The 17365-nt window shown below is 69.1% G+C and carries 20 protein-coding genes; 14 read left to right on the top strand and 6 right to left on the bottom strand.

Features of this window, described 5'->3' with window-relative positions; all coding sequences use genetic code 11:
- Positions 1 to 18: 18 nt before the first annotated feature.
- Both AB0B91_RS42445 and AB0B91_RS42440 read right to left on the bottom strand, forming a co-directional pair.
- Positions 19 to 423, bottom strand: coding sequence for a hypothetical protein (locus AB0B91_RS42445; protein ID WP_358332861.1), 405 nt, complete (start codon positions 421 to 423; stop codon positions 19 to 21).
- Positions 424 to 454: 31 nt separating this feature from the next.
- Positions 455 to 1744 carry a DUF6745 domain-containing protein gene (locus tag AB0B91_RS42440; RefSeq protein ID WP_358332858.1) on the bottom strand — a complete coding sequence of 430 codons (1290 nt, stop codon included), beginning with the start codon at positions 1742 to 1744 and terminating at the stop codon, positions 455 to 457.
- A 209-nt stretch (positions 1745 to 1953) separates the two neighbouring features.
- Between AB0B91_RS42440 and AB0B91_RS42435 the strand changes: the two genes are divergently transcribed.
- A complete protein-coding gene (locus AB0B91_RS42435) occupies positions 1954 to 2865 on the top strand; it encodes a TIGR02996 domain-containing protein (protein WP_358332856.1) in 912 nt (303 codons plus the stop codon).
- A complete protein-coding gene (locus AB0B91_RS42430; RefSeq protein WP_358332853.1) occupies positions 2862 to 4745 on the top strand; it encodes a hypothetical protein in 1884 nt (627 codons plus the stop codon). Before AB0B91_RS42435 ends, AB0B91_RS42430 begins: the two co-directional genes overlap by 4 nt.
- A 110-nt stretch (positions 4746 to 4855) precedes the next feature.
- On the opposite strand, the gene AB0B91_RS42425 is transcribed toward AB0B91_RS42430, so the two are convergent.
- Both AB0B91_RS42425 and AB0B91_RS42420 read right to left on the bottom strand, forming a co-directional pair.
- On the bottom strand, positions 4856 to 5131 hold the full coding sequence (locus AB0B91_RS42425; RefSeq protein WP_358332851.1) for a cupin domain-containing protein: 276 nt from the start codon (positions 5129 to 5131) through the stop codon (positions 4856 to 4858).
- 159 nt (positions 5132 to 5290) lie between these two features.
- Positions 5291 to 6451 carry an FAD-dependent oxidoreductase gene (locus AB0B91_RS42420; protein WP_358332849.1) on the bottom strand — a complete coding sequence of 387 codons (1161 nt, stop codon included), beginning with the start codon at positions 6449 to 6451 and terminating at the stop codon, positions 5291 to 5293.
- An 81-nt stretch (positions 6452 to 6532) separates the two neighbouring features.
- Between AB0B91_RS42420 and AB0B91_RS42415 the strand changes: the two genes are divergently transcribed.
- Both AB0B91_RS42415 and AB0B91_RS42410 read left to right on the top strand, forming a co-directional pair.
- On the top strand, positions 6533 to 6736 hold the full coding sequence (locus AB0B91_RS42415; RefSeq protein ID WP_358332846.1) for a heavy metal-associated domain-containing protein: 204 nt from the start codon (positions 6533 to 6535) through the stop codon (positions 6734 to 6736).
- A gap of 104 nt (positions 6737 to 6840) precedes the next feature.
- A complete protein-coding gene (locus AB0B91_RS42410) occupies positions 6841 to 7206 on the top strand; it encodes a hypothetical protein (protein WP_358332843.1) in 366 nt (121 codons plus the stop codon).
- 111 nt (positions 7207 to 7317) lie between these two features.
- Here AB0B91_RS42410 and AB0B91_RS42405 read toward each other — a convergent pair whose 3' ends face one another.
- Positions 7318 to 7707 (bottom strand): peptidase inhibitor family I36 protein, encoded by a 390-nt coding sequence (locus tag AB0B91_RS42405; RefSeq protein WP_358332840.1) that lies wholly within the window; start codon positions 7705 to 7707, stop codon positions 7318 to 7320.
- 228 nt (positions 7708 to 7935) lie between these two features.
- On the opposite strand from AB0B91_RS42405, the gene AB0B91_RS42400 reads away from it, so the two are divergent.
- Both AB0B91_RS42400 and AB0B91_RS42395 read left to right on the top strand, forming a co-directional pair.
- A complete protein-coding gene (locus AB0B91_RS42400) occupies positions 7936 to 8601 on the top strand; it encodes a hypothetical protein (protein WP_358332837.1) in 666 nt (221 codons plus the stop codon).
- Positions 8598 to 8738, top strand: a complete 141-nt coding sequence (locus AB0B91_RS42395) for a hypothetical protein (protein WP_358332834.1) — start codon at positions 8598 to 8600, stop codon at positions 8736 to 8738. Before AB0B91_RS42400 ends, AB0B91_RS42395 begins: the two co-directional genes overlap by 4 nt.
- A gap of 59 nt (positions 8739 to 8797) precedes the next feature.
- On the opposite strand, the gene AB0B91_RS42390 is transcribed toward AB0B91_RS42395, so the two are convergent.
- The gene (locus tag AB0B91_RS42390) at positions 8798 to 9892 is read right to left on the bottom strand and encodes a hypothetical protein (RefSeq protein ID WP_358332831.1); all 1095 of its coding nucleotides are present in this window, start codon (positions 9890 to 9892) and stop codon (positions 8798 to 8800) included.
- 202 nt (positions 9893 to 10094) lie between these two features.
- On the opposite strand from AB0B91_RS42390, the gene AB0B91_RS42385 reads away from it, so the two are divergent.
- The 8 genes from AB0B91_RS42385 to AB0B91_RS42350 all read left to right on the top strand — a co-directional run bounded on the left by AB0B91_RS42385 (position 10095) and on the right by AB0B91_RS42350 (position 17348).
- On the top strand, positions 10095 to 10718 hold the full coding sequence (locus AB0B91_RS42385; RefSeq protein WP_358332828.1) for a TetR/AcrR family transcriptional regulator C-terminal domain-containing protein: 624 nt from the start codon (positions 10095 to 10097) through the stop codon (positions 10716 to 10718).
- Positions 10715 to 11329 carry an MSMEG_1061 family FMN-dependent PPOX-type flavoprotein gene (locus AB0B91_RS42380; RefSeq protein ID WP_358332825.1) on the top strand — a complete coding sequence of 205 codons (615 nt, stop codon included), beginning with the start codon at positions 10715 to 10717 and terminating at the stop codon, positions 11327 to 11329. Before AB0B91_RS42385 ends, AB0B91_RS42380 begins: the two co-directional genes overlap by 4 nt.
- 126 nt (positions 11330 to 11455) lie before the next feature.
- Positions 11456 to 12367 (top strand): HAMP domain-containing sensor histidine kinase, encoded by a 912-nt coding sequence (locus AB0B91_RS42375; RefSeq protein WP_358332822.1) that lies wholly within the window; start codon positions 11456 to 11458, stop codon positions 12365 to 12367.
- Complete coding sequence (locus tag AB0B91_RS42370; RefSeq protein WP_358332819.1) at positions 12364 to 13038, top strand: response regulator transcription factor; 675 nt, start codon at positions 12364 to 12366, stop codon at positions 13036 to 13038. The genes AB0B91_RS42375 and AB0B91_RS42370 overlap by 4 nt, the downstream gene beginning before the upstream one ends.
- A 105-nt stretch (positions 13039 to 13143) precedes the next feature.
- Entirely contained in the window at positions 13144 to 14187 is a 1044-nt protein-coding gene (locus AB0B91_RS42365; protein WP_358332816.1) for an ABC transporter substrate-binding protein, read from the top strand.
- Positions 14184 to 15872, top strand: coding sequence for an iron ABC transporter permease (locus AB0B91_RS42360; RefSeq protein WP_358332813.1), 1689 nt, complete (start codon positions 14184 to 14186; stop codon positions 15870 to 15872). Before AB0B91_RS42365 ends, AB0B91_RS42360 begins: the two co-directional genes overlap by 4 nt.
- Positions 15869 to 16960 (top strand): ABC transporter ATP-binding protein, encoded by a 1092-nt coding sequence (locus tag AB0B91_RS42355; RefSeq protein WP_358332810.1) that lies wholly within the window; start codon positions 15869 to 15871, stop codon positions 16958 to 16960. The genes AB0B91_RS42360 and AB0B91_RS42355 overlap by 4 nt, the downstream gene beginning before the upstream one ends.
- A gap of 73 nt (positions 16961 to 17033) precedes the next feature.
- A complete protein-coding gene (locus AB0B91_RS42350) occupies positions 17034 to 17348 on the top strand; it encodes a hypothetical protein (protein ID WP_358332807.1) in 315 nt (104 codons plus the stop codon).
- Positions 17349 to 17365 lie beyond the last annotated feature (17 nt).

Raw genomic sequence — 17365 nt, 5'->3', positions numbered from 1 at the left:
AGGCGCCCATCCCGTCCCTCAATCGGCGACGAGCCGGGCTTGGTCGGCCTGCTCGCGCTGGCGCCGCAGCTCGTAGGTGCCCGGTGCGATGCCGGTGAAGGCATGTTCGGGGTGCGCGAGGTAGGCGGTCGCGCCCTCTGCGACGGTCAGCACCCCGAGCACCATTCCGCCGCCGAAGCGCTCCGGGGTGAAGAACACCTTGCCGGTGGCGAGCAGGAGGTGGGTGTTGGCCCCGGCCTGGCCGCGGACGATCGGGACACCGCTTTCGGGAACAGGGGTACGGGCCTGCTCCCGGTTGGCCGGTATGACGGCGACATCGCCCTGGAACTGCAGGCCGGAAAGGATGGGAATCTCGGCCTGCCGGTCGAGGTGCTCGTCGATGGTGACGCCGAAGATGGCGATGGCCTGTTCGATGGTGGGCATCTTCTCGGGCTCCTTTGCCGGTGGGCGGGGGTCAGGATCGTCGTTGTGCCGTGGCGTACTGCGCCGAAGTGAGGCCGTAGGTCCAGGCGGCGGCCTCAAGGGGGTCGGCGCAGTCGGCGGGGACGGTGAGGCCGAAGCGGCGGTGGGTGCCGTCCCGTTCGACGGTGCCGTTGGTGCACAGCAGGACCCGCACATGTGTGGTGAAGATGTCCGCGGGGACGTCGTGCAGGGTGAGGGTCTGGCCGGGGTTGCCGGGGTCGGGTACGGCGGGTCCGACCTGGGCGAGGCGGGCCTCGGCGATGAAGCGGTGCCAGCCGCGGCGTTCGATGGCGCAGCGGCGGATCTCGGCGTTGGGTTCGCGGAGGATCTCGTCGGCGGTGAGGGTGTCGTCGATGACGGCTTGGGTGACGTGGATACCGTGCCAGAAGTACAGCCCGAATCCGTCGGCCCAGCCAGCCGCGGGGCCGTCGGCGCGGTGCGGCCGGTGCGTGGCCCTGGCGCCCTCGCCGACCTGCTCGAGGTGCAGCTCGGCCGGGCGCGGACAGAGCATGACAAAGTCTAGGAAGGGCCACCACCACCAGCCGGCGGGCGCGGATCGCGCAGCGGTCTGCTCCGCGACGGGCGGCCACGACCGTTCCTCGTCGAGCGGCGGGACCGTGTCCGGCCCGAAGCGGCCGACCAGGGCCAGCCAGGTGTCGGACCGCTGGCCCGCCAGGTAGGCCTGCCACAGCCGGCGCACCTCGCCGCGGATCGTGTCCTGCCGCGGGCCGCTCACTGCCGCCTCCACCGCGGCTCGCACGGCCGCGTCCGACGCGTCGGCGACCGTGGCCAACGCGCCGCTGGGTACACTCCGGCTCTCCTCGCGGGCGGGCGTGACGTGCGCCGTGTCCCGCACCGCCGCGGCCTTCGCGGCCTTCATCGTCGCGGCGATCTCGACGTGCAGGGCGGTGGCCGCCGCGCCATGCACAGGATCGCTCACCGCGCCGTCGGCCGCGGCCTGGACCGCGGCGCGCACCGCGCGGCCGACGGTCTGACCGGCGGTGTCGTCCACCGCGCGGTAGACGGAGTCCAGGACGCGGCTGTTGCGGTGGCCGGTGCTCAGGCAGGCGGCGATCGGTGCGGCGAACGCGCCGACGAGCGGTGAGGACACCCATACGACCCGTTCCGGGAACGGGACCCCGATCTCCCGGTAACAGGCACGGGCGGCGGACTCCCACGCCCGCCTCTCGGCAGCGGTGTCGTCTCGGCCGCGCTCTGTCCGGGGCGTACGCGCCGCCTCCCGCTCGTCGGCCGGCGAACGGGCTGGACCCGGTGGATTCACAGGCGGAAACCTCCAGCTGAGGCGGCCCCTGACTTAGCCCGAGGACGCTGAGATGTACACCGTGCCGCGTGGAGTGTCCACGTCGGCGATCATGACTCGGCGCAGCACGATACCGGCCCGCTAGGACAATTTGTTGCTCTTTGTCGACTGCGTGCGTCGCTTTGACGGATTGGCTTGACACGTCGGCCGATCTCCGTACATTCGGACGGATGCAGGGGACCGAAGTCGAAGACGCGTTACGGGCTCATCCCGACGACCTCGCCTTGTGGCTGGCCTATAGCGACCGGCTGCTGGAGCAGGGCGACGCCAGAGGCACGCTGATCCGTCTTGAGCAGCGCCTGGCACGCACCCGCCCCGCTGATCGCCCGGCCGTGGAGGGTGAGATCGCGGACTTCATCGCGGAGCACGAGGGCGGATGGGACGACGCATTGCCGGCGACGGCGCGGGTGCTGGCGCGCCGGTACGGTTTCGCCTCCGAGGTGGCCGTCGAGTGGTCGGATGACGTCCGCGCTGTCCTGGAGCAGGTGCTGCGCGGCCGGTTCGTCACCACGCTGAGAATCACGCCGAACGGGACGGCCGATGACGAGGACTGGGACGACGATGAGGACTGGGACGACGAGGGGGAAGGCGGCCCGGGGGCCGAAAGTCCTGGGCGTCTGGACATGAAGGCACTCGACGGACTGGATGCCGGGCGACTCGTCGAACTCGACCTCTCCTATCTAGATCTTGGTCCCGACGGCGCCGAAATCCTCGCCACCTCGCTCCGCACGGATCGGCTGCGGGCGCTGCGACTGCGGTATTGCCGGGTCGGCGACGCCGGTCTGGCGGCCCTCGCGGCGTCCCCGCACCTGGGCGGACTACGCCGCCTGCACCTGCAACGCAACAGGGTGACCGCCGAGGGCGTGCGTTCCCTGCGTCGGTTTCCGCAGCTGACCGAGCTCGATCTGCGGTACAACGACCTCGGCGAGGCGGGAGCGGAGGCCCTGCTCGCCGCCCCGTTCGCCGGGTCCCTCGAGCGGCTGTGGTTGTACGACTCCGATGTAGGCCAGGACGGCGTGCGGAAACTGGCGCACGCCACGAATCTTCGGTCGGGGCTGCGCAGCTTGTGGAGGGCCATGTGAGCATCGAACTTCGGGATCGTTTCTTCATCCTGTCGACCCGGGAGGCACCCGCCGAGGAGGCCGCCCGGTATCGGGCGGAGGTGGACGCGACCGACGCCGAGCCGGCCGCGACTGTGGACGGACTGGACATCTCATGGCATCCGTCGGCTCGGTTCAAGGCGGTGCGGTTCATCGACGCCGAGCGAATCGACGAGCGGGTGCGGGAACTGTTCGCCCGGCCCAGCGCGGACGCACCGTATCTGGCGGCGGTGTTCGTGGATCCGCACGAGCTGTCGTTTCGCACGTTCGAGAACATCGTCCCGCTGGACCGCCTGTTCGAGGGCGTGCCGTTGGAGGCGGAGCCGGCCGGGTGGGCAGAGCACGCGGAGGGGGTGTTCTCGTTCTCGCTGCGGTTGCCGGCGGCCGCCCAGGCACGGTTGGCGCAGCTGGACGAGTTGAAGCTGTACGTGCCGCCGCTGAACGCCGTGTCCCGGGGTGGTGAACGATTCATCTTCCACTCGGCGCTGCTGGCCGAGGCGTTGACCGCGGCGGTGGCCGACGCGTTGCCACCGACGGTGGCGGAGGGGTTCTCGCACGTGAACCCGGTGTTCCGGTGCAACCGGTTCGAGCCCGGTGATGAGAACTTCCACCGGCATCGGGACACGCCGTACTACGACGCGTCGCGGCGGCACATCTCCCGGTACACGCTGCTGCTGTACCTGACCGGCGGTACGGGGTCGCCCGCCCTGGACCTGGTCGGCGGCGCCGCGCTCACTGAGATCGGCGCCTTCACGTGCGTGATCTTCGATCAGCGGTACGAGCACGAGGGCGCCCCCTACCGTGACGGCCGCAAGGTGTTCCTGCGTACCGAACTCATCTTCACCGCTGACGAGGTCACCGAGGCGCCGGAGATCGGTGAGCTGTTCAGCAAGGCCTGCTACCTGACCGGTGAGAGTGTGTTCGCGCCGGAGCTGGCCCGGCACGCCGACGCCTACTACAACCAGGTGGCGGCCGCCCACTGGAACGGCTGGGGGAGGGGCCCCACCCGCGAGACCTTCGTACACAAGGAGTTCCGCGGGGCGCACTTCGTGGCCAACGGCTACGACTTCTGGTTCGCCAAGACCGACGCGTTGTCGCTGGCGGAGTGCGCCGCGCTCACCCTTCTCGACTACTTCAACTGCAAGGTCGGCGACGCCGCGTTCCGGGCGCTCTGCCAGACAGAGGTGATCGAGTCCGACAACGCCGACTGGATCCCCGAGTTCCTGCGGGCCAGGCAGAACGGGTCCGCCATGACGCGGGTGGACAAGTCCGCGTTCTTCCCCGAGCCGGAGCGGCCCAACCGCGGGATCTGCTGCCCGTTCCACTCCTCCGGAGGCTACGACCCCACACGCCACGACGAGATCATCGAGCTCTACACCGACGCGCAGTCCTTCGCCAAGGCGCACATCATGCCCGCGCCGATCCTCATGCTCGGCGAGGACGTGGCCCTCGACCCGGACCAGTTCGTCATCCAGGACAACCTCATCCACGTGCTCGGCAAGGGCGCACTCCAGCCGGTGAACTTCGCCGCCTGCTGGAACGACGAATCCATCCCCGAGGACTATGTGGTCGTCGCGGCCAAGGTCGGCGTGGCGCAGTTCCTCGTCCCGCCCATCATCTACACCGAGTCCGCCGGCTGTTACCACCTCACGTTCGACTTCTTCCGCAACTCCTGGATGGTCGACCACCGGCGGGCCGTCATCCCCATCCCGAGGATCACCGAGGAGGACTGGGCCGACCCGGACGAGAGCCACGCCTGGCGACGCTCGGTGGATGACTCGCTCATCGACGATGAGCATCCGCTGCCGCCCAGCGACCTGTGGGACGACGAGGATGACGACTGGGATGACGAGGACGACTGAAGCGGCGAGGACCGACTGCCGCGACTGATCGCGAGCGGTTCCGACCGCGCTCGGTGCATGCTCGTACGCCCCGGAAAGTGCCGACTCCGTCTGGCATCTCCCATCGTTCGTCAGCCGGCGGGACGCCAGGTGGTGCCTTCGACCTGGACGGGAAACGGCGGAACGGTCGCCGACACATAGGTCAACCGCTCTTCACCGGTGTTGCGAATGGCGTGCTTCGTGCCCGGCGGGATACGGATCATCGTCCCGGGGGTCACCTCGGACTCTTCGTCGCCGACGAGCATGTGCCCGGTGCCGGCCATGACGACGTAGACCTGGGTGCTGTCCGGGTGGACGTGCTCATCCTGGCGGCTGCCGGGGTCGGCGTGGACGATCGTCACCGACATCGGCGTGTCTTCTCCGGGAAGGCCGAGCAACAGGTGCGAAATCTGGCCGTCACCTCTTTCGTTGCAAGGGACGTTTCCCACTCGACGAATGAACATCTCGGTCCCACCCTCTGTCCGCGGTCCGTCTCATGCTGTCCGCGATCGTAGATCGGACCTTGCTCAGGTGAGTGCGTCCAGGTGGTCTCCGGCGATGATGGCGCGCTTGACGCGGATGAGGTCCTTGGGCGCGTTCACGGCGACGGCGCCGACCAGGACGCCGTTCCTGGCGAAGGCGATCGCGAAGCGGTCCTCTTCGGGGGATCCCGCGACGATGCGTGAGGTGTCTGCCAGGTGGGGCAAGCCGGCGGTCTGGATGCGGGCGCCGTGGATGTGGGTGGCGAAGGAGGGCAGGTCGGCGTACGGCTTGGCGTTCTCACGGCCGGTCAGCAGGTTGAGGGCGGCGAGGGCGCCCTGGTCGTTGGCGTTGGCCCAGTGCTCGACACGGATGAGTTCGCCGCCGAACAGGGTGTGCGGCCAGCGGGCCACGTCGCCGGCCGCGACCACGTTGTCGGCGGCGAACAGGGTCTCGTCGCAGACGACGCCGTCATTCAGTGTAAGGCCGCTGCCCTCCAGCCAGCCGGTGTTCGGGGTGACGCCCGCGCCGGCGATGGTCAGGTCCGCTGAGAGCGTTCGGCCGCTGGTCAAGCGCACGCCGTCGGGCTCGAGGCCGGTGACGCGGGTGTCGCTGATCAGTTCGACGCCGTGGTCCTGGTGGTGGCGGGCGAGCCAGCGGGCCGCTTCGGTGCCCAGGACCTTGGCCATGGGGTACGGGGCGGCGTCGACGAGGGTGACGTTCAGGCCGAGCGTGCGGGCCGTGGAGGCGACCTCGCCGCCGATGAAGCCGCCGCCGATGACGACCACGCGCTGAGGGCCGGCGGCCAGTGCGGCGCGCAGCGTGAGGGCGTCTTCGAGGGTGCGCAGGGTGTGGACGCCGTCGGGGTGGTGGGGCAGGCGGCGGGGGCGGGCGCCGGTGGCGATGACCAGGCCGTCATAGCGGATCCGTGAGCCGTCGTCGAGGGTGAGGTGCTGGTCGGCGGCGTTCAGGCGTACTGCCTGGCGGCCCTTGAGCCACTCGTCGCCGAGGTCGTCGGCGCCGGGCAGGGTGATCTCGTCGTCGCCCCGCAGCATGCTCTTGGACAGGGGCGGGCGGTTGTAGGGCAGGTGGTGTTCGGCGCCGATCAGGGTGATGTCGCCGGTGAAGCCTTCTCGCCTGAGCGTCTGTACGGCGCGGAGCCCGGCCAGGGAGGCACCGACGACGGCGATGGTGTTCAAGGTTCCCATGGTCCCGGACTATACCGATGGGGGGTATATGGTGCAAAATACCCCTCGGGGGTTAAGTTCTCGGATATAAGAGGAGATGGCATGAGCAGTAGCACGTACAAGGTGAGCGGGATGACCTGCGGCGGATGCGCGGGCAAGGTGCAGACGGAGCTCGCCAAGGTGGACGGGGTCACCGGGGTCGAGGTCGACCTGACCAGTGGCACGGTCACCGTGGCCGGGTCCGCCGAGGAGGCCCTTCTCCGTGACGCCGTCGAAGAGGCGGGCTACGAGCTGACCGCCGTCTGACCGTCCCCTTGGATGAACGGATGCCTGCCGGGCGCCCGACTACGATGCTTATTAGTAGATTCGTGCGACTCAGCAGGTGTCCGTTCACCCGAAGGAGAGAAGGTGTGCGCATCGGAGGCGACTACTTCGGCTCGATCGGACGCGCGGCGGGTACCGGGGTCACCATCACCGGCAGTGGCTTCGGCGCCGGCTCTGCGGTCGGCTGCGGTACGGTGCTGTGCCCCCGGTTCGACGTCAGCAGCGACGGCACCCAGATCACCGCCTACGCGCCCGAGGGCGTCATCACCATCCTGGGCACCTCTCGTGAACGTGACCGTGCTGTCGGAGGGCTGCTCGTCCCCCGCGACCCCGGCGGACGAGTTCAGCTACAAGGTGTGACGCCGGCCGACGTCCGTGGTCCGTACGGCTGGCCGTACAGCATCTCGAACAGCAGCCGCGCCCGGTGCCGCCGCAGCACACTGTCATTCTGATAGGGCCGAAACCGACCAAGATCGTAACCAGCTACCGACAGGGACAAATAGCTCCATCAAGTCACGAAGGGACGGGATCGGCCACACCAGATCACCCGTGATCAGGAGACGCTACGGGCTGACACTCTTCACGGAGCTCGTCAGGTTGTCGAAGTCGTTGTTCGTCAGATCGCTGTCCGACGACCTCGGGGCGGCCGCGTAGCCGTAGGAACCCGCGCAGTTGGCGCTGTTGTAGAACTGAATCCGGCGGCTCGAAGGATTCCTCATGGAGCTGGCCTTGTTGTTCAGCGGTCCAGCATTGGCGCACCCACCGGAGGGGGAGGTGAAGAGGAAATCCTGTCGGGCACCGGCGTAGTCGTCGTGCTCGAACAGGCAGAAGCTGGCGCCTGCGCCGCAGCTGGCGAGCCGCTGGGCGTCGGCCTGCGCGGTGGCGCCCACTGCCATCAGGCTGGTCAGGGCCAGCGCCACGACACCGGCCCTGCGCACCGTCGTTCTTTTCATGGATGACCTCATTTTCGGCTGAGTGTAATTCGCCAAAGATCATGACAGGTGATCCCACAACGCGCCACCAGCCCAGTCGAACGGCAGCCGTAAGCCAGCTGCTGGAGCTTCATAGATCAATCGTGATGCACGATCGTTGCCGATGACAAACATGTGTTGGACTCATCGATCGCTCATCGCCGAGGCTGGGCGCATGACGACGACGAGACGACCACGCCAAGGCATCAGATGAAGCGATCGATCAGCGGCCTTGGTGCGATTCTCACCGCACTCGGACTGGCCATCGCCATGAGCGGTTCCGCCGGAGCGACGGTGCACCGGCGGCCCGGGAAATTCCCGACCTCGATTTCGTTGCCCGAGGGCTTCCAGCCCGAGGGCATCGCGATCGGCCCCGGCCCGTTCGCCTTCATCGGCTCCATGGCCGACGGCTCCATCTACCGCGCCGACCTGCGTACCGGACGCGGCGCGATCATCAGTCGCGGGCCCGGCACACCGGCCCTCGGGATGAAGATAGACCCGGGCGGACGGCTGTTCGTGGCAGGCGGCACGGGTGGTGACGCGCGAATCCTCGACTCCCACACCGGCCGGGTACTGGCCTCCTACCGACTGGCCACCGGCAAGGCGTTCGTCAACGACGTCATCCTCACCAACGGCGCCGCGTGGTTCACCGACTCCACCAACCCGGTGCTCTACAAGCTGCCGCTGCGCGGCCGACAGCTACCTGCCGCCGCGCAGCGGATCCCCCTCACCGGGGATCTGGTGTACGGCGACGGCTTCAACGCCAACGGCATCACGCCCACGCCCGACGGCCGGGGCCTGATCGTCGTCCAGTCGAACACCGGCCGACTGTTCCGCGTCGACTGGTCCGGCGCGGTCGCGTCGTACGGCGGGTGAGTGATCGCCGCTTCGACGTACCGGCGACCGTGGCAGCCTACGGTGCTCGCCTGTACCTCCCCAACGCCCGCTTCGACACCAAGCCCACCCCCGCCACCCCGTACACAGCCGTCGCCATCTCTGACCCTGAGCGGTGATTGACGTCGGGTGATCCCCTCGATCTCCGCCCGGGCGCCCAGCAGTAGCGCGGCGAGTCCTAGAAGCACGGCAAGCTGTACCGGTGATCTTCCACCTGGTCGTAGATCGCGCGTAACCACGGCTCACGAGCTGCCGGTAATCGTGCCAGCGTGCGGAGAAACACATCTACATCGGGTCGAAAGGGCCTCCACGGCAGCAGCGGTGGCGGATCGTCGCGGCGGACAATGTCGGGCATCCTTTCCGCCGCTGGGACAAGACGCCGATCGTCATTGAAGGCCATGTACATCCACACGTCAGTGGCCAGCGGCACCACCGTTCTCGCGCCGCACGGCCATGACTCACCGGTCTGCGGATGCCGCGGCACCAGGGCGATGTCCGCGATCGCGACGGACAGCCCAGGCCCAGCCAGGACGAGGTCCCGTGCCGATGGGCCCGGAGGGAGCAGGGTGTCGAGCGCCTTGCGAAACGCCTCGGCGACCGGTCCGTCAGGGACGGCGATCCGCTGGCCGCCGGAGACCGCCAGCAGGTGTGCCAACGCCGCCGCGACCGACGCCTCCCACCGTGGGCTCCACCACCCGGGCTGCTCAACGGGCGGCGTGTCCGGATAAGCCGCCCGCAGTTCCTCCCAGCCGACCAGCGTGCGAGCCCGGCCTTCGACGCTGACCGGACGCACGGCGCGTGGATCCAGCCACACCACCTGCCAGCGTCCGCAGTCGTCAATGCGGGTCGCCACGGCCAGCCCGCACTTCACGCACGCCAGGTTGGAACCGTTCCGTTCGTCCAGGCCGCAGCAGAGGCCGTCACACCGCTCCCGGATGAGGGCAGTTCCGCGGACATCACCCGGCGTGACCCCAACCATTCCCGGGGGCCCGTACGACAGGGAATACACCTGCAGGTACACGCCACGGGCTTCCGCCTCGTCCGCACCGACCTCGTCCCATACCCGCCACGGCGGTCCGGAGGGTTCGGATCGCACCGTGTAGGTTCCGGGCTCCAGAAGCGCGGGGAGCAGGTCATGGCCGTACTTCTGGTCGGCGTGGTCGGGAAGCGCGACCTGCGACACCCTCGCGGTCAAAACGGCACCGCACCCCGCACACACGAAAACGACCAAGCGCGCCTCCCACTCCTCAACGATTCGATCATGCTGCCGCAAACGATAGAGCTACGGGGGGCGAGCCGGGCGGCTGGTTCGGATTCCGCGCTCGGCCGAGATCGTCCTGCGGGCCACGCCGTAGAGCCACGCGATCTCGTGCCCAGCTCGGCCCGGTAGGTGTGGGCTGAGCCGAGTGTGATGTCGCTCACTTAAACGCCGTTCAAGATTGAACGTTGTTCAGGTTTGCTGCGACACTCCACGCATGCAGTTGAAGCGTGCGGACGTGGTGACCGGGGCCCTGGCCCTTCTCGACACCGACGGTCTCGACGGGCTGACCATGCGCAAGCTGGGCGCCCGGCTCGGAGTGCAGGCCGGCGGCATCTACTGGCACTTCAAGAACAAAGAGGCGCTGCTCGGCGCCATGGCCGACCGGATCGTCGGCGAGATCACCGAAACCCCGCTCACCCCCGGCCCCTGGGACGCGCAACTGGCGGAGATCGCTCACCGCACGCGCCGCGCCCTGCTCGCGCACCGTGACGGCGCCCGCGTGGTCGCCGGCACGTACGTGGTGGAGCCGAATACCGTGCGGGGCGGCCAGCAAGCCGCTCGAATCCTCACCGACGCGGGCTTCCCGCTCGACCGGGCCGGCTGGGTCATCTTCACGGCCATGTACTACGTGCTCGGTCACACGATCGAGGAGCAGGCCCAGCTCGCCGCCGGTGACTGGGAGCAGCGCGGAACGGGACTGGCCGACACGGAACTGCACCGCGCGATGGACGGCGTGATCAAGGCCGACCCCGAGGAGCGTTTCGCGTACGGCCTGGAGCTCTTTCTCGACGGCGTACGCCTGCGGCTCGCGGCGGCTCAAGACCAGGAGAAAGTATGACGAAGATAATCGGCACAGTCGCGGAATTACGCGAATACGTGAAACGGCCGCTGCGCGTCATCGCGGAGAAGGGCATCGACCACATCGACGCCGAGTCGCGGCGCTTCATCGAACTGAGCCCGTTCTTCCTGCTGGCGACCTCGGCAGAGGACGGAACCAGCGACGTCTCACCCCGCGGCGACCCACCGGGAAGCGTCCTGGTGCTCGACGACCGCACCCTGGCATTCGCCGACCGAAAAGGCAACCGCCGCCTGGACAGCCTCGAAAACATCCTCCAACGCCCGCACGTCGGAATGCTGTTCCTCGTGCCCGGATCGGGGGACACCGTGCGGGTCAACGGCCGCGCTCGAATAGTCGCCGAAGCTCCTTACCTGGAGAGGATGACCATCCAGGGAGTAACGCCCCAACTGGCGGTGGAGGTGCGCGTCGAGGAACTGTTCCTGCATTGCAGCCGGGCCTTTGTCCGCTCGTCGCTGTGGGATACGGACAGCTGGCCGGAGCGCGGAGAGGTGCCGAGCGCGGGGAAAATAGCCCGCAGCCAATCCGGACTGAAACTCCCGGCTGCGATGTTCGACGCCGTACTCAACCGCGCGGGCCGCGACCCGTACTGAGCCATTTCCGTGCGTTCGGCAGAGCAGGGCCGAAGCCCAGCGCGGACCCGATCACACGACGCCCCTTTCGCCAGGCGTTTCGGAAGGTCATCCTGATGCCGACGCAGCGGGGAGGGGTGGTTCCCGATGGGACTTGCCGGGTGGGCGCACCGGGTGGTGGTGCGGTCGCCGCGACTGCCCTTGCTGTGCGGTCTGCTCGGTGTTTCGGGTGCGGTCGGTGCGGTGCTGGCCGGGGCCTGGCCGGTGGTGGCGGCGGTGGCCGGGATGGCTGGAGGGGCGGGGCTGGCCGTGGCCGGGTTGCGTCTCGTGGTGGCGACGCAGCGGGTCGAGCTGGACCGGCTGGGTGAGCTGGTCGAGCGGCGGGCCGAGCAGGTGACGGCGCTCAGCCATGAGCTGCGTACCCCGCTCAGCATGATCAAGGGTGCTGTGGACCTGCTCGGCGAGGAGAGTCCGGGGCCGCTGACGCCGGCGCAGAAGCGGTTCATCGCGATCGTGGACCGGCAGTGCGCGCAGGTCATCAACCTGTGCGAGAGTCTGCTCACCCAGGCCAAGATCGAGGCGGGCCTCTTCACCCCGCGCCTGGAGCCGGTGGACGTCTCGGTGGTCGCCCGTGACGTGGTGACCGCCATGCGGCCGCTGTGCGCGGAGCGGGGGCAGCGGATCAGCCTGGACACTCCTCAGGTCACGCGGCCCATCCCGGCCGATCCGACGCTGACCGCTCAGGCGCTGACCAATTTGCTGTCGAACGCCAGCCGGTTCACCAGTATGGGTGGCAGCATCGACGTACGAGTGATGGCCATCGACACGGGGATCGCGGTGTACGTCACCGACGACGGCGCGGGAATGACCAAGGACCAGCGGCAGCGGCTGTTCCACCGGTTCGTCACGGGCCGGCCGCTGGCCGACGGGACCGGGCTGGGGCTGGTCATCACCAAGGCGATCGTCGAGCTGCACGGCGGGTCCATCATGGTGGACACCACCTCGATGCTCGGCACCACGTTCCTGTTCACCCTGCCGGCGCGGAAGGAGCCGCGGTGAGCACAGCGCTCGTCGTGGACGACGAACTGCAGATGACCATCATCGTGGAATTCGCCCTGGCCACCCAGGGCTTCACCGTCCACACCGCGCACGACGGCGCGACCGCCCTGAACATCCTGCGTACGTGCGAGGTCGACCTGGTGGTGCTCGACGTGCTCATGCCCGCACTCGACGGGCTCACGCTCTGTGAGCGGATCCGCGCCAGGTCCGACGTCCCGATCATGCTGCTCAGCGCACTCGGCCAGCAGGAGGACGTCATCGCCGGGCTGGAGCGGGGCGCGGACGACTACGTGACCAAGCCGTTCCACCCCCGTGAGCTCGCGCTGCGGGCGAAGGCGCTGGTCCGCCGCCGCCGGGGTGGGGAGGAGGCGGTGCTGCGGGTCGGCGACCTGGTCATCAACCTGGACCGGCACACGGTCACGATCTCCGGGCGGCGGCTGGAGCTGCCGTACACCGAGTTCAGGCTGCTCGCCCATCTCGCGGAGCATCGGGGCACCCCGCAACCGTGGCAGGCGCTCCTCCGCACGGTGTGGGGCGCCTCCGACGTGTGGGGTGGTCGCGACGTGGTCAAGACGGGGGTGTACCGGCTGCGGTCCCGGCTGGCCACGCTCGATGCCGCGCATTACGTGCAGACCGTGCGCAACGTCGGGTACCTCATGCCCGATCCGTAGGTGACGACGTCGTCACCAACGCTCACGGGCGCGTTACCGGGGCCTCCCGTCGCGCGGCTTACGTTCGGTGCACGGTAGCCCTCGGCCCACAAGAGGTGGTCGACCATGGTTCCTCGGTACCTTTCCCCATCCCTGCTCCTCGCCGGCGCGCTCGTGCTGTCAGGGTGCGCCCGCGCGGCCGGCACGGTGACCGCCGACACCGGCAAGGTCGTGGTCGTCTGCGGCGCCACGGAGGAGTGGTGCGCGGCGATGACGAGCGCGTTCACCGCCGCCACCGGCATCAAGTCCGAGTTCGTCCGCCTGTCCAGCGGCGAGACGCTGGCCAGGATCCAGGCCGGTAAGTCCGATCCCGAGTTCGACGTCTGGCACGGCGGCCCCGCCGACGGGTACGCCGCCACGGCCGGGCACGGCCTCCTGGAGAAATACGTCTCGCCGAACGCGGCCGTCATCCCCGGCAGGTACAAGGCCGGCGACGGCAGCTGGACCGGCGTGTACGTCGGCGTCCTGGGCTTCTGCGCCAACACCAAGGTGCTCGCGGAGAAGCGGTTGAAGGCTCCCGAGTCATGGCAGAGCCTGCTGGATCCGGCGCTCAAACAGGACGTCGGTATGGCGCATCCGTCCACGTCGGGCACCGCGTACACGACGCTGTGGACGCAGGTCGCGCTCCACAGCGGGAACGTCGACCAGGCGCTGGCGTACATGAAGCGGCTGCACCCCAACGTCCTGCAGTACAGCAAGTCCGGCGTCGCCCCCGCGCAGCAGGTCGCCAGGGGCGAGGTCGGCGTGGGCGTCGTCTTCTCCCATGACTGCGTGGCGACCATGGAGCAGGGATTCCCCGATCTGCGGGTCACCTTCCCCGCCGAAGGTACGGGCTATGAGGTGGGCGGGGTCGCGCTGATCAAGGGGGCGCACGATCCCGTCAGCGCGAAGAAGTACATCGACTGGGCGCTCACTCCGGCGGCCCAGGAGATCGGGCCGAGCGTGCGGTCGTACCAGGTGCCGACCAACCCGAGGGCCAAGCGGTCGGACAAGAGCGCCGACCTGGCGGCGCTGAAGCTGATCGACTACGACAGCACCGCCGCGGGGGAGCACAAGCTGGAGCTCACCCGGCGGTTCGACTCCGAGGTCGCGAAGGCGCCGCGGTCATGACGCGTCGGCGTCGCCGCGAGGCGAGCGTGCTGGTCGCGATCGTCGCCTGCGTCGCGCTGGTCCTGGTCGGCAGCGTCTTCCCGGTCGGCGCGGTGCTGGGGACCGCGCTGTCGCCGGAGGCCTGGCCGCGCTACGTGGAGTTCTTCACCTCCTCGGTCGACCTGCGGATCTTGTGGAACACGCTGGTCCTGGGCGTGCTGGTCGGCCTGGCCGGCACCGCGATCGGCTTCCTGTTCGCCTTCGTACAGGCCCGGCTGGACGTGCCGGGCAAGAAGGTACTGCACCTCATCGCGCTCATGCCGGTGGTGAGCCCGCCCTTCGCGGTGGCCACGGCCACCATCGTGCTGTTCGGCCGGCGCGGGCTGGTGACGCACGAGCTGTTCGGCCTCGAGTACGACATCTACGGGCTCGACGGGCTGGTGTTCGTCCTGTCGCTGTCGCTGTTCCCCGTCGCGTACCTGGGCCTGCTGGGCATGATGCGCAGCCTGGATCCGGCCATGGAAGAGGCCGCCATGACCCTCGGCGCCGCACGGTGGCGGGTCTTCCGCACGGTGATGCTGCCGCTGCTGGCGCCGGGGCTCGCCGGCCCGTTCCTGCTGCTGTTCGTGGAGGCCATCGCCGACCTGGCCAACCCGCTCGTCGTGAGCGGCGACTACACGGTGCTGGCCAGCCGCGCCTACCTGGCCGTCACCGGCGAGTACGACACCACCAGCGCCTCCGTCTACAGCCTGATCCTGTTGGTGCCCTCCATCGGGGTGTTCGTCGCGCAGCGGTACTGGCTGAGCCGCAAGGTCCGCACCACGGTCACCGGCAGGCCGTCCGGCACCGTGCATCTGATCACGACCTGGGCCCGCTGGCCCGTGCTGGCGCTGGCCGTGCTTGTCTCCCTGGTCATCGTGGCCCTCTATGGGACGGTGATCGTGGGCGGTGTCACGCGCGTGTTCGGCGTGGATCACTCGCTCACCTTCACCCACCTGCGTGAGGTGCTGTTCGGTGTGGGCCAGGAGGCGTTGACGGACACGACCCTGCTGGCCGCGATCGCCACCCCGATCGCGGGCGTCTTCGGCCTGCTCATCGCCTGGCTCGCGGTCCGGCAGTTGCCGCGCTCCGGCGGCTGGCTGGACTTCGCCGGCACGCTGGGCGTCGCCGTGCCGGGGACCGTGCTCGGCATCGGCTACCTGCTGGCCTACCGGCCCAGCCGCTACGTCGGGGACCTGGAGGTGCTGCCGGGCCTCGTGGGCGGGAGCGCGGTGGCCGGCGGAGCGGTCGCGATCGTGCTCGCGTACGTCGTCCGGTCCGTGCCGGCCGGGTTGCGTACGGGCACGGCGGCGCTGTCGCAGCTGGACCCGAGCCTGGAGGAGGCGTCGAAGGGCCTGGGCGCCGGGCCGTTGCGGACGTTCCGCACGATCACGCTGCCACTGATCCGGCCGGCCCTGCTGACCGGGCTCGGCTACGGCTTCGCGCGCTGCATGACCTCCCTGTCGACCATCATCCTGCTCGTCACCCCCGGCACGCACATCATCACGTCACAGATCCTCAGCGCCGCGAACACCGGCCGCTACGGCGTCGCCTTCGCCTACTGCACGGTGCTGACGGCGCTCGTACTTGCCGGTTTCGGGATCATCCGGCTGCTCGTCGGCCGCACCGCCACCCTTCACCGCGTCTCAGGAAGGTACGAACGATGACGGACGACACCCGGCGCGGCTGGCTCTGCCTCGACCAGCTGACCAAGGCGTTCACCACCCAAGGGAGGGAGCCGGTCGTCGCGGTCGACTCGGTCTCGCTCGACGTGGCGCCCGGTGAGTTCATCACGCTGCTCGGGCCCTCCGGCTGCGGCAAGACCACGACGTTGCGGATCGTGGCCGGCCTGGAGGAGGCGTCCAGCGGGCACGTACGGCTCGACGGCGACACCATCGACGACCTGCCGCCGCAGCGCCGCCCGATGGCCATGGTGTTCCAGAGCTACGCTCTGTTCCCCCATCTGACCGTGAGCGAGAACATCACCTATGGCCTGCGGACCCGCCGCCAAGGCAAGGACGAGACGGACTCCGCCCTCCGCATCGCGCTCACCAGCATGAACCTCGTCGGCCTGGAACACCGCAGCCCGCACGAGCTGTCCGGCGGGCAGCAACAGCGCGTGGCGCTCGCCCGCGCGCTCGTCGTCCAGCCCGAGGTGCTGCTGTTCGACGAGCCGCTGTCGAACCTGGACGCGAAGCTGCGCGGCGCCATGCGCGCCGAGATCCGCCGCATCCAGCGCCGGCTCGGCATCACCGGCCTGTACGTCACACACGACCAGGACGAGGCGATGACCATGTCCGACCGGGTCGTGGTCATGAACAAGGGCCGGATCGAGCAGGTCGCCAGTCCGGCCGACATCTATTTCCGGCCGGCGACCGTGTTCGTGGCGGACTTCATCGGCCGGGCCAACTTCATCGAGGTCGTCCCGGCGCGTGTCGAGGCGGGCAGCGCGGCGGTCACCGCGCTGGGGCGGGACCTGACGGTCGCGGCCCACCCCGAGGTGCGGGCGAACGCCGCCACCTACCTCATGGTCCGGCCGGAGACCCTCTCGCTCACCGCGGCGCCGGAGGGCGGGATCGGCTCCGTGCTGCGGGCCACGTTCCACGGGCACAGCGTGGACTACGAGGTCGAGACCGGCGCCGGCACATTGGCGGTGACCGTACCGGGACCCGACCCGCAGTGCCTGCTGGCCGAGGGCACGAACGTGACCGTGGGGATCGATCCGGCGCGGGCGTACGCGCTGGTCAAGTCCTGATCTCCGGTGACCGATGGAACGGGATGGAACGCCTATCGGGCGTGGCCCATCAATCGAACCACGGGGAGATCCCATGACGTACCTGACGAAGAAACTGCTGGTCGCGCTGGCTGCCGCGACGCTGGCCGGTTCCGGCGTCGTCGCCGGCGCCGCCGTCACCGCGCTGCCCGCCTTCGCCAACGCCCAGATCGGCGCGCTGTTCGACGGATTCGCCAAGAACCTCGACGAGGACATCGCGCTCGCCGACGCCGAGGCCGCCGCCAGGCAGAACGCGCTCAACAATGGGTTCACGGAGTGCTCGGTGTTCGAGTCGGTGGTCTCCCAAAACGCGAAAACGCATGTGTTCTTCGCGCTGGTCACGGTCCGCTGCGAGGACGTGTCCAAGTAGGGCGCCGGCTGGGGTGA

It is taken from the genome of Nonomuraea sp. NPDC049141 (assembly GCF_040648415.1).
GTDB lineage: Bacteria > Actinomycetota > Actinomycetes > Streptosporangiales > Streptosporangiaceae > Nonomuraea.
This window is presented reverse-complemented; position numbering and strand designations above follow the sequence as displayed.

Excerpts from the sequence above, each read along its gene's own strand:
- AB0B91_RS42435 (WP_358332856.1), top strand. The coding sequence starts at position 1,954 with ATGCAGGGGACCGAAGTCGAAGACGCGTTACGGGCTCATCCCGACGAC.
- AB0B91_RS42350 (WP_358332807.1), top strand. The coding sequence starts at position 17,034 with ATGACGTACCTGACGAAGAAACTGCTGGTCGCGCTGGCTGCCGCGACG.
- AB0B91_RS42355 (WP_358332810.1), top strand. The coding sequence starts at position 15,869 with ATGACGGACGACACCCGGCGCGGCTGGCTCTGCCTCGACCAGCTGACC.
- AB0B91_RS42360 (WP_358332813.1), top strand. The coding sequence starts at position 14,184 with ATGACGCGTCGGCGTCGCCGCGAGGCGAGCGTGCTGGTCGCGATCGTC.
- AB0B91_RS42405 (WP_358332840.1), bottom strand. The coding sequence starts at position 7,707 with ATGAAAAGAACGACGGTGCGCAGGGCCGGTGTCGTGGCGCTGGCCCTG.
- AB0B91_RS42385 (WP_358332828.1), top strand. The coding sequence starts at position 10,095 with ATGCAGTTGAAGCGTGCGGACGTGGTGACCGGGGCCCTGGCCCTTCTC.
- AB0B91_RS42365 (WP_358332816.1), top strand. The coding sequence starts at position 13,144 with ATGGTTCCTCGGTACCTTTCCCCATCCCTGCTCCTCGCCGGCGCGCTC.
- AB0B91_RS42445 (WP_358332861.1), bottom strand. The coding sequence starts at position 423 with ATGCCCACCATCGAACAGGCCATCGCCATCTTCGGCGTCACCATCGAC.
- AB0B91_RS42375 (WP_358332822.1), top strand. The coding sequence starts at position 11,456 with ATGGGACTTGCCGGGTGGGCGCACCGGGTGGTGGTGCGGTCGCCGCGA.
- AB0B91_RS42400 (WP_358332837.1), top strand. The coding sequence starts at position 7,936 with ATGAAGCGATCGATCAGCGGCCTTGGTGCGATTCTCACCGCACTCGGA.
- AB0B91_RS42380 (WP_358332825.1), top strand. The coding sequence starts at position 10,715 with ATGACGAAGATAATCGGCACAGTCGCGGAATTACGCGAATACGTGAAA.
- AB0B91_RS42415 (WP_358332846.1), top strand. The coding sequence starts at position 6,533 with ATGAGCAGTAGCACGTACAAGGTGAGCGGGATGACCTGCGGCGGATGC.
- AB0B91_RS42425 (WP_358332851.1), bottom strand. The coding sequence starts at position 5,131 with ATGTCGGTGACGATCGTCCACGCCGACCCCGGCAGCCGCCAGGATGAG.
- AB0B91_RS42420 (WP_358332849.1), bottom strand. The coding sequence starts at position 6,451 with ATGGGAACCTTGAACACCATCGCCGTCGTCGGTGCCTCCCTGGCCGGG.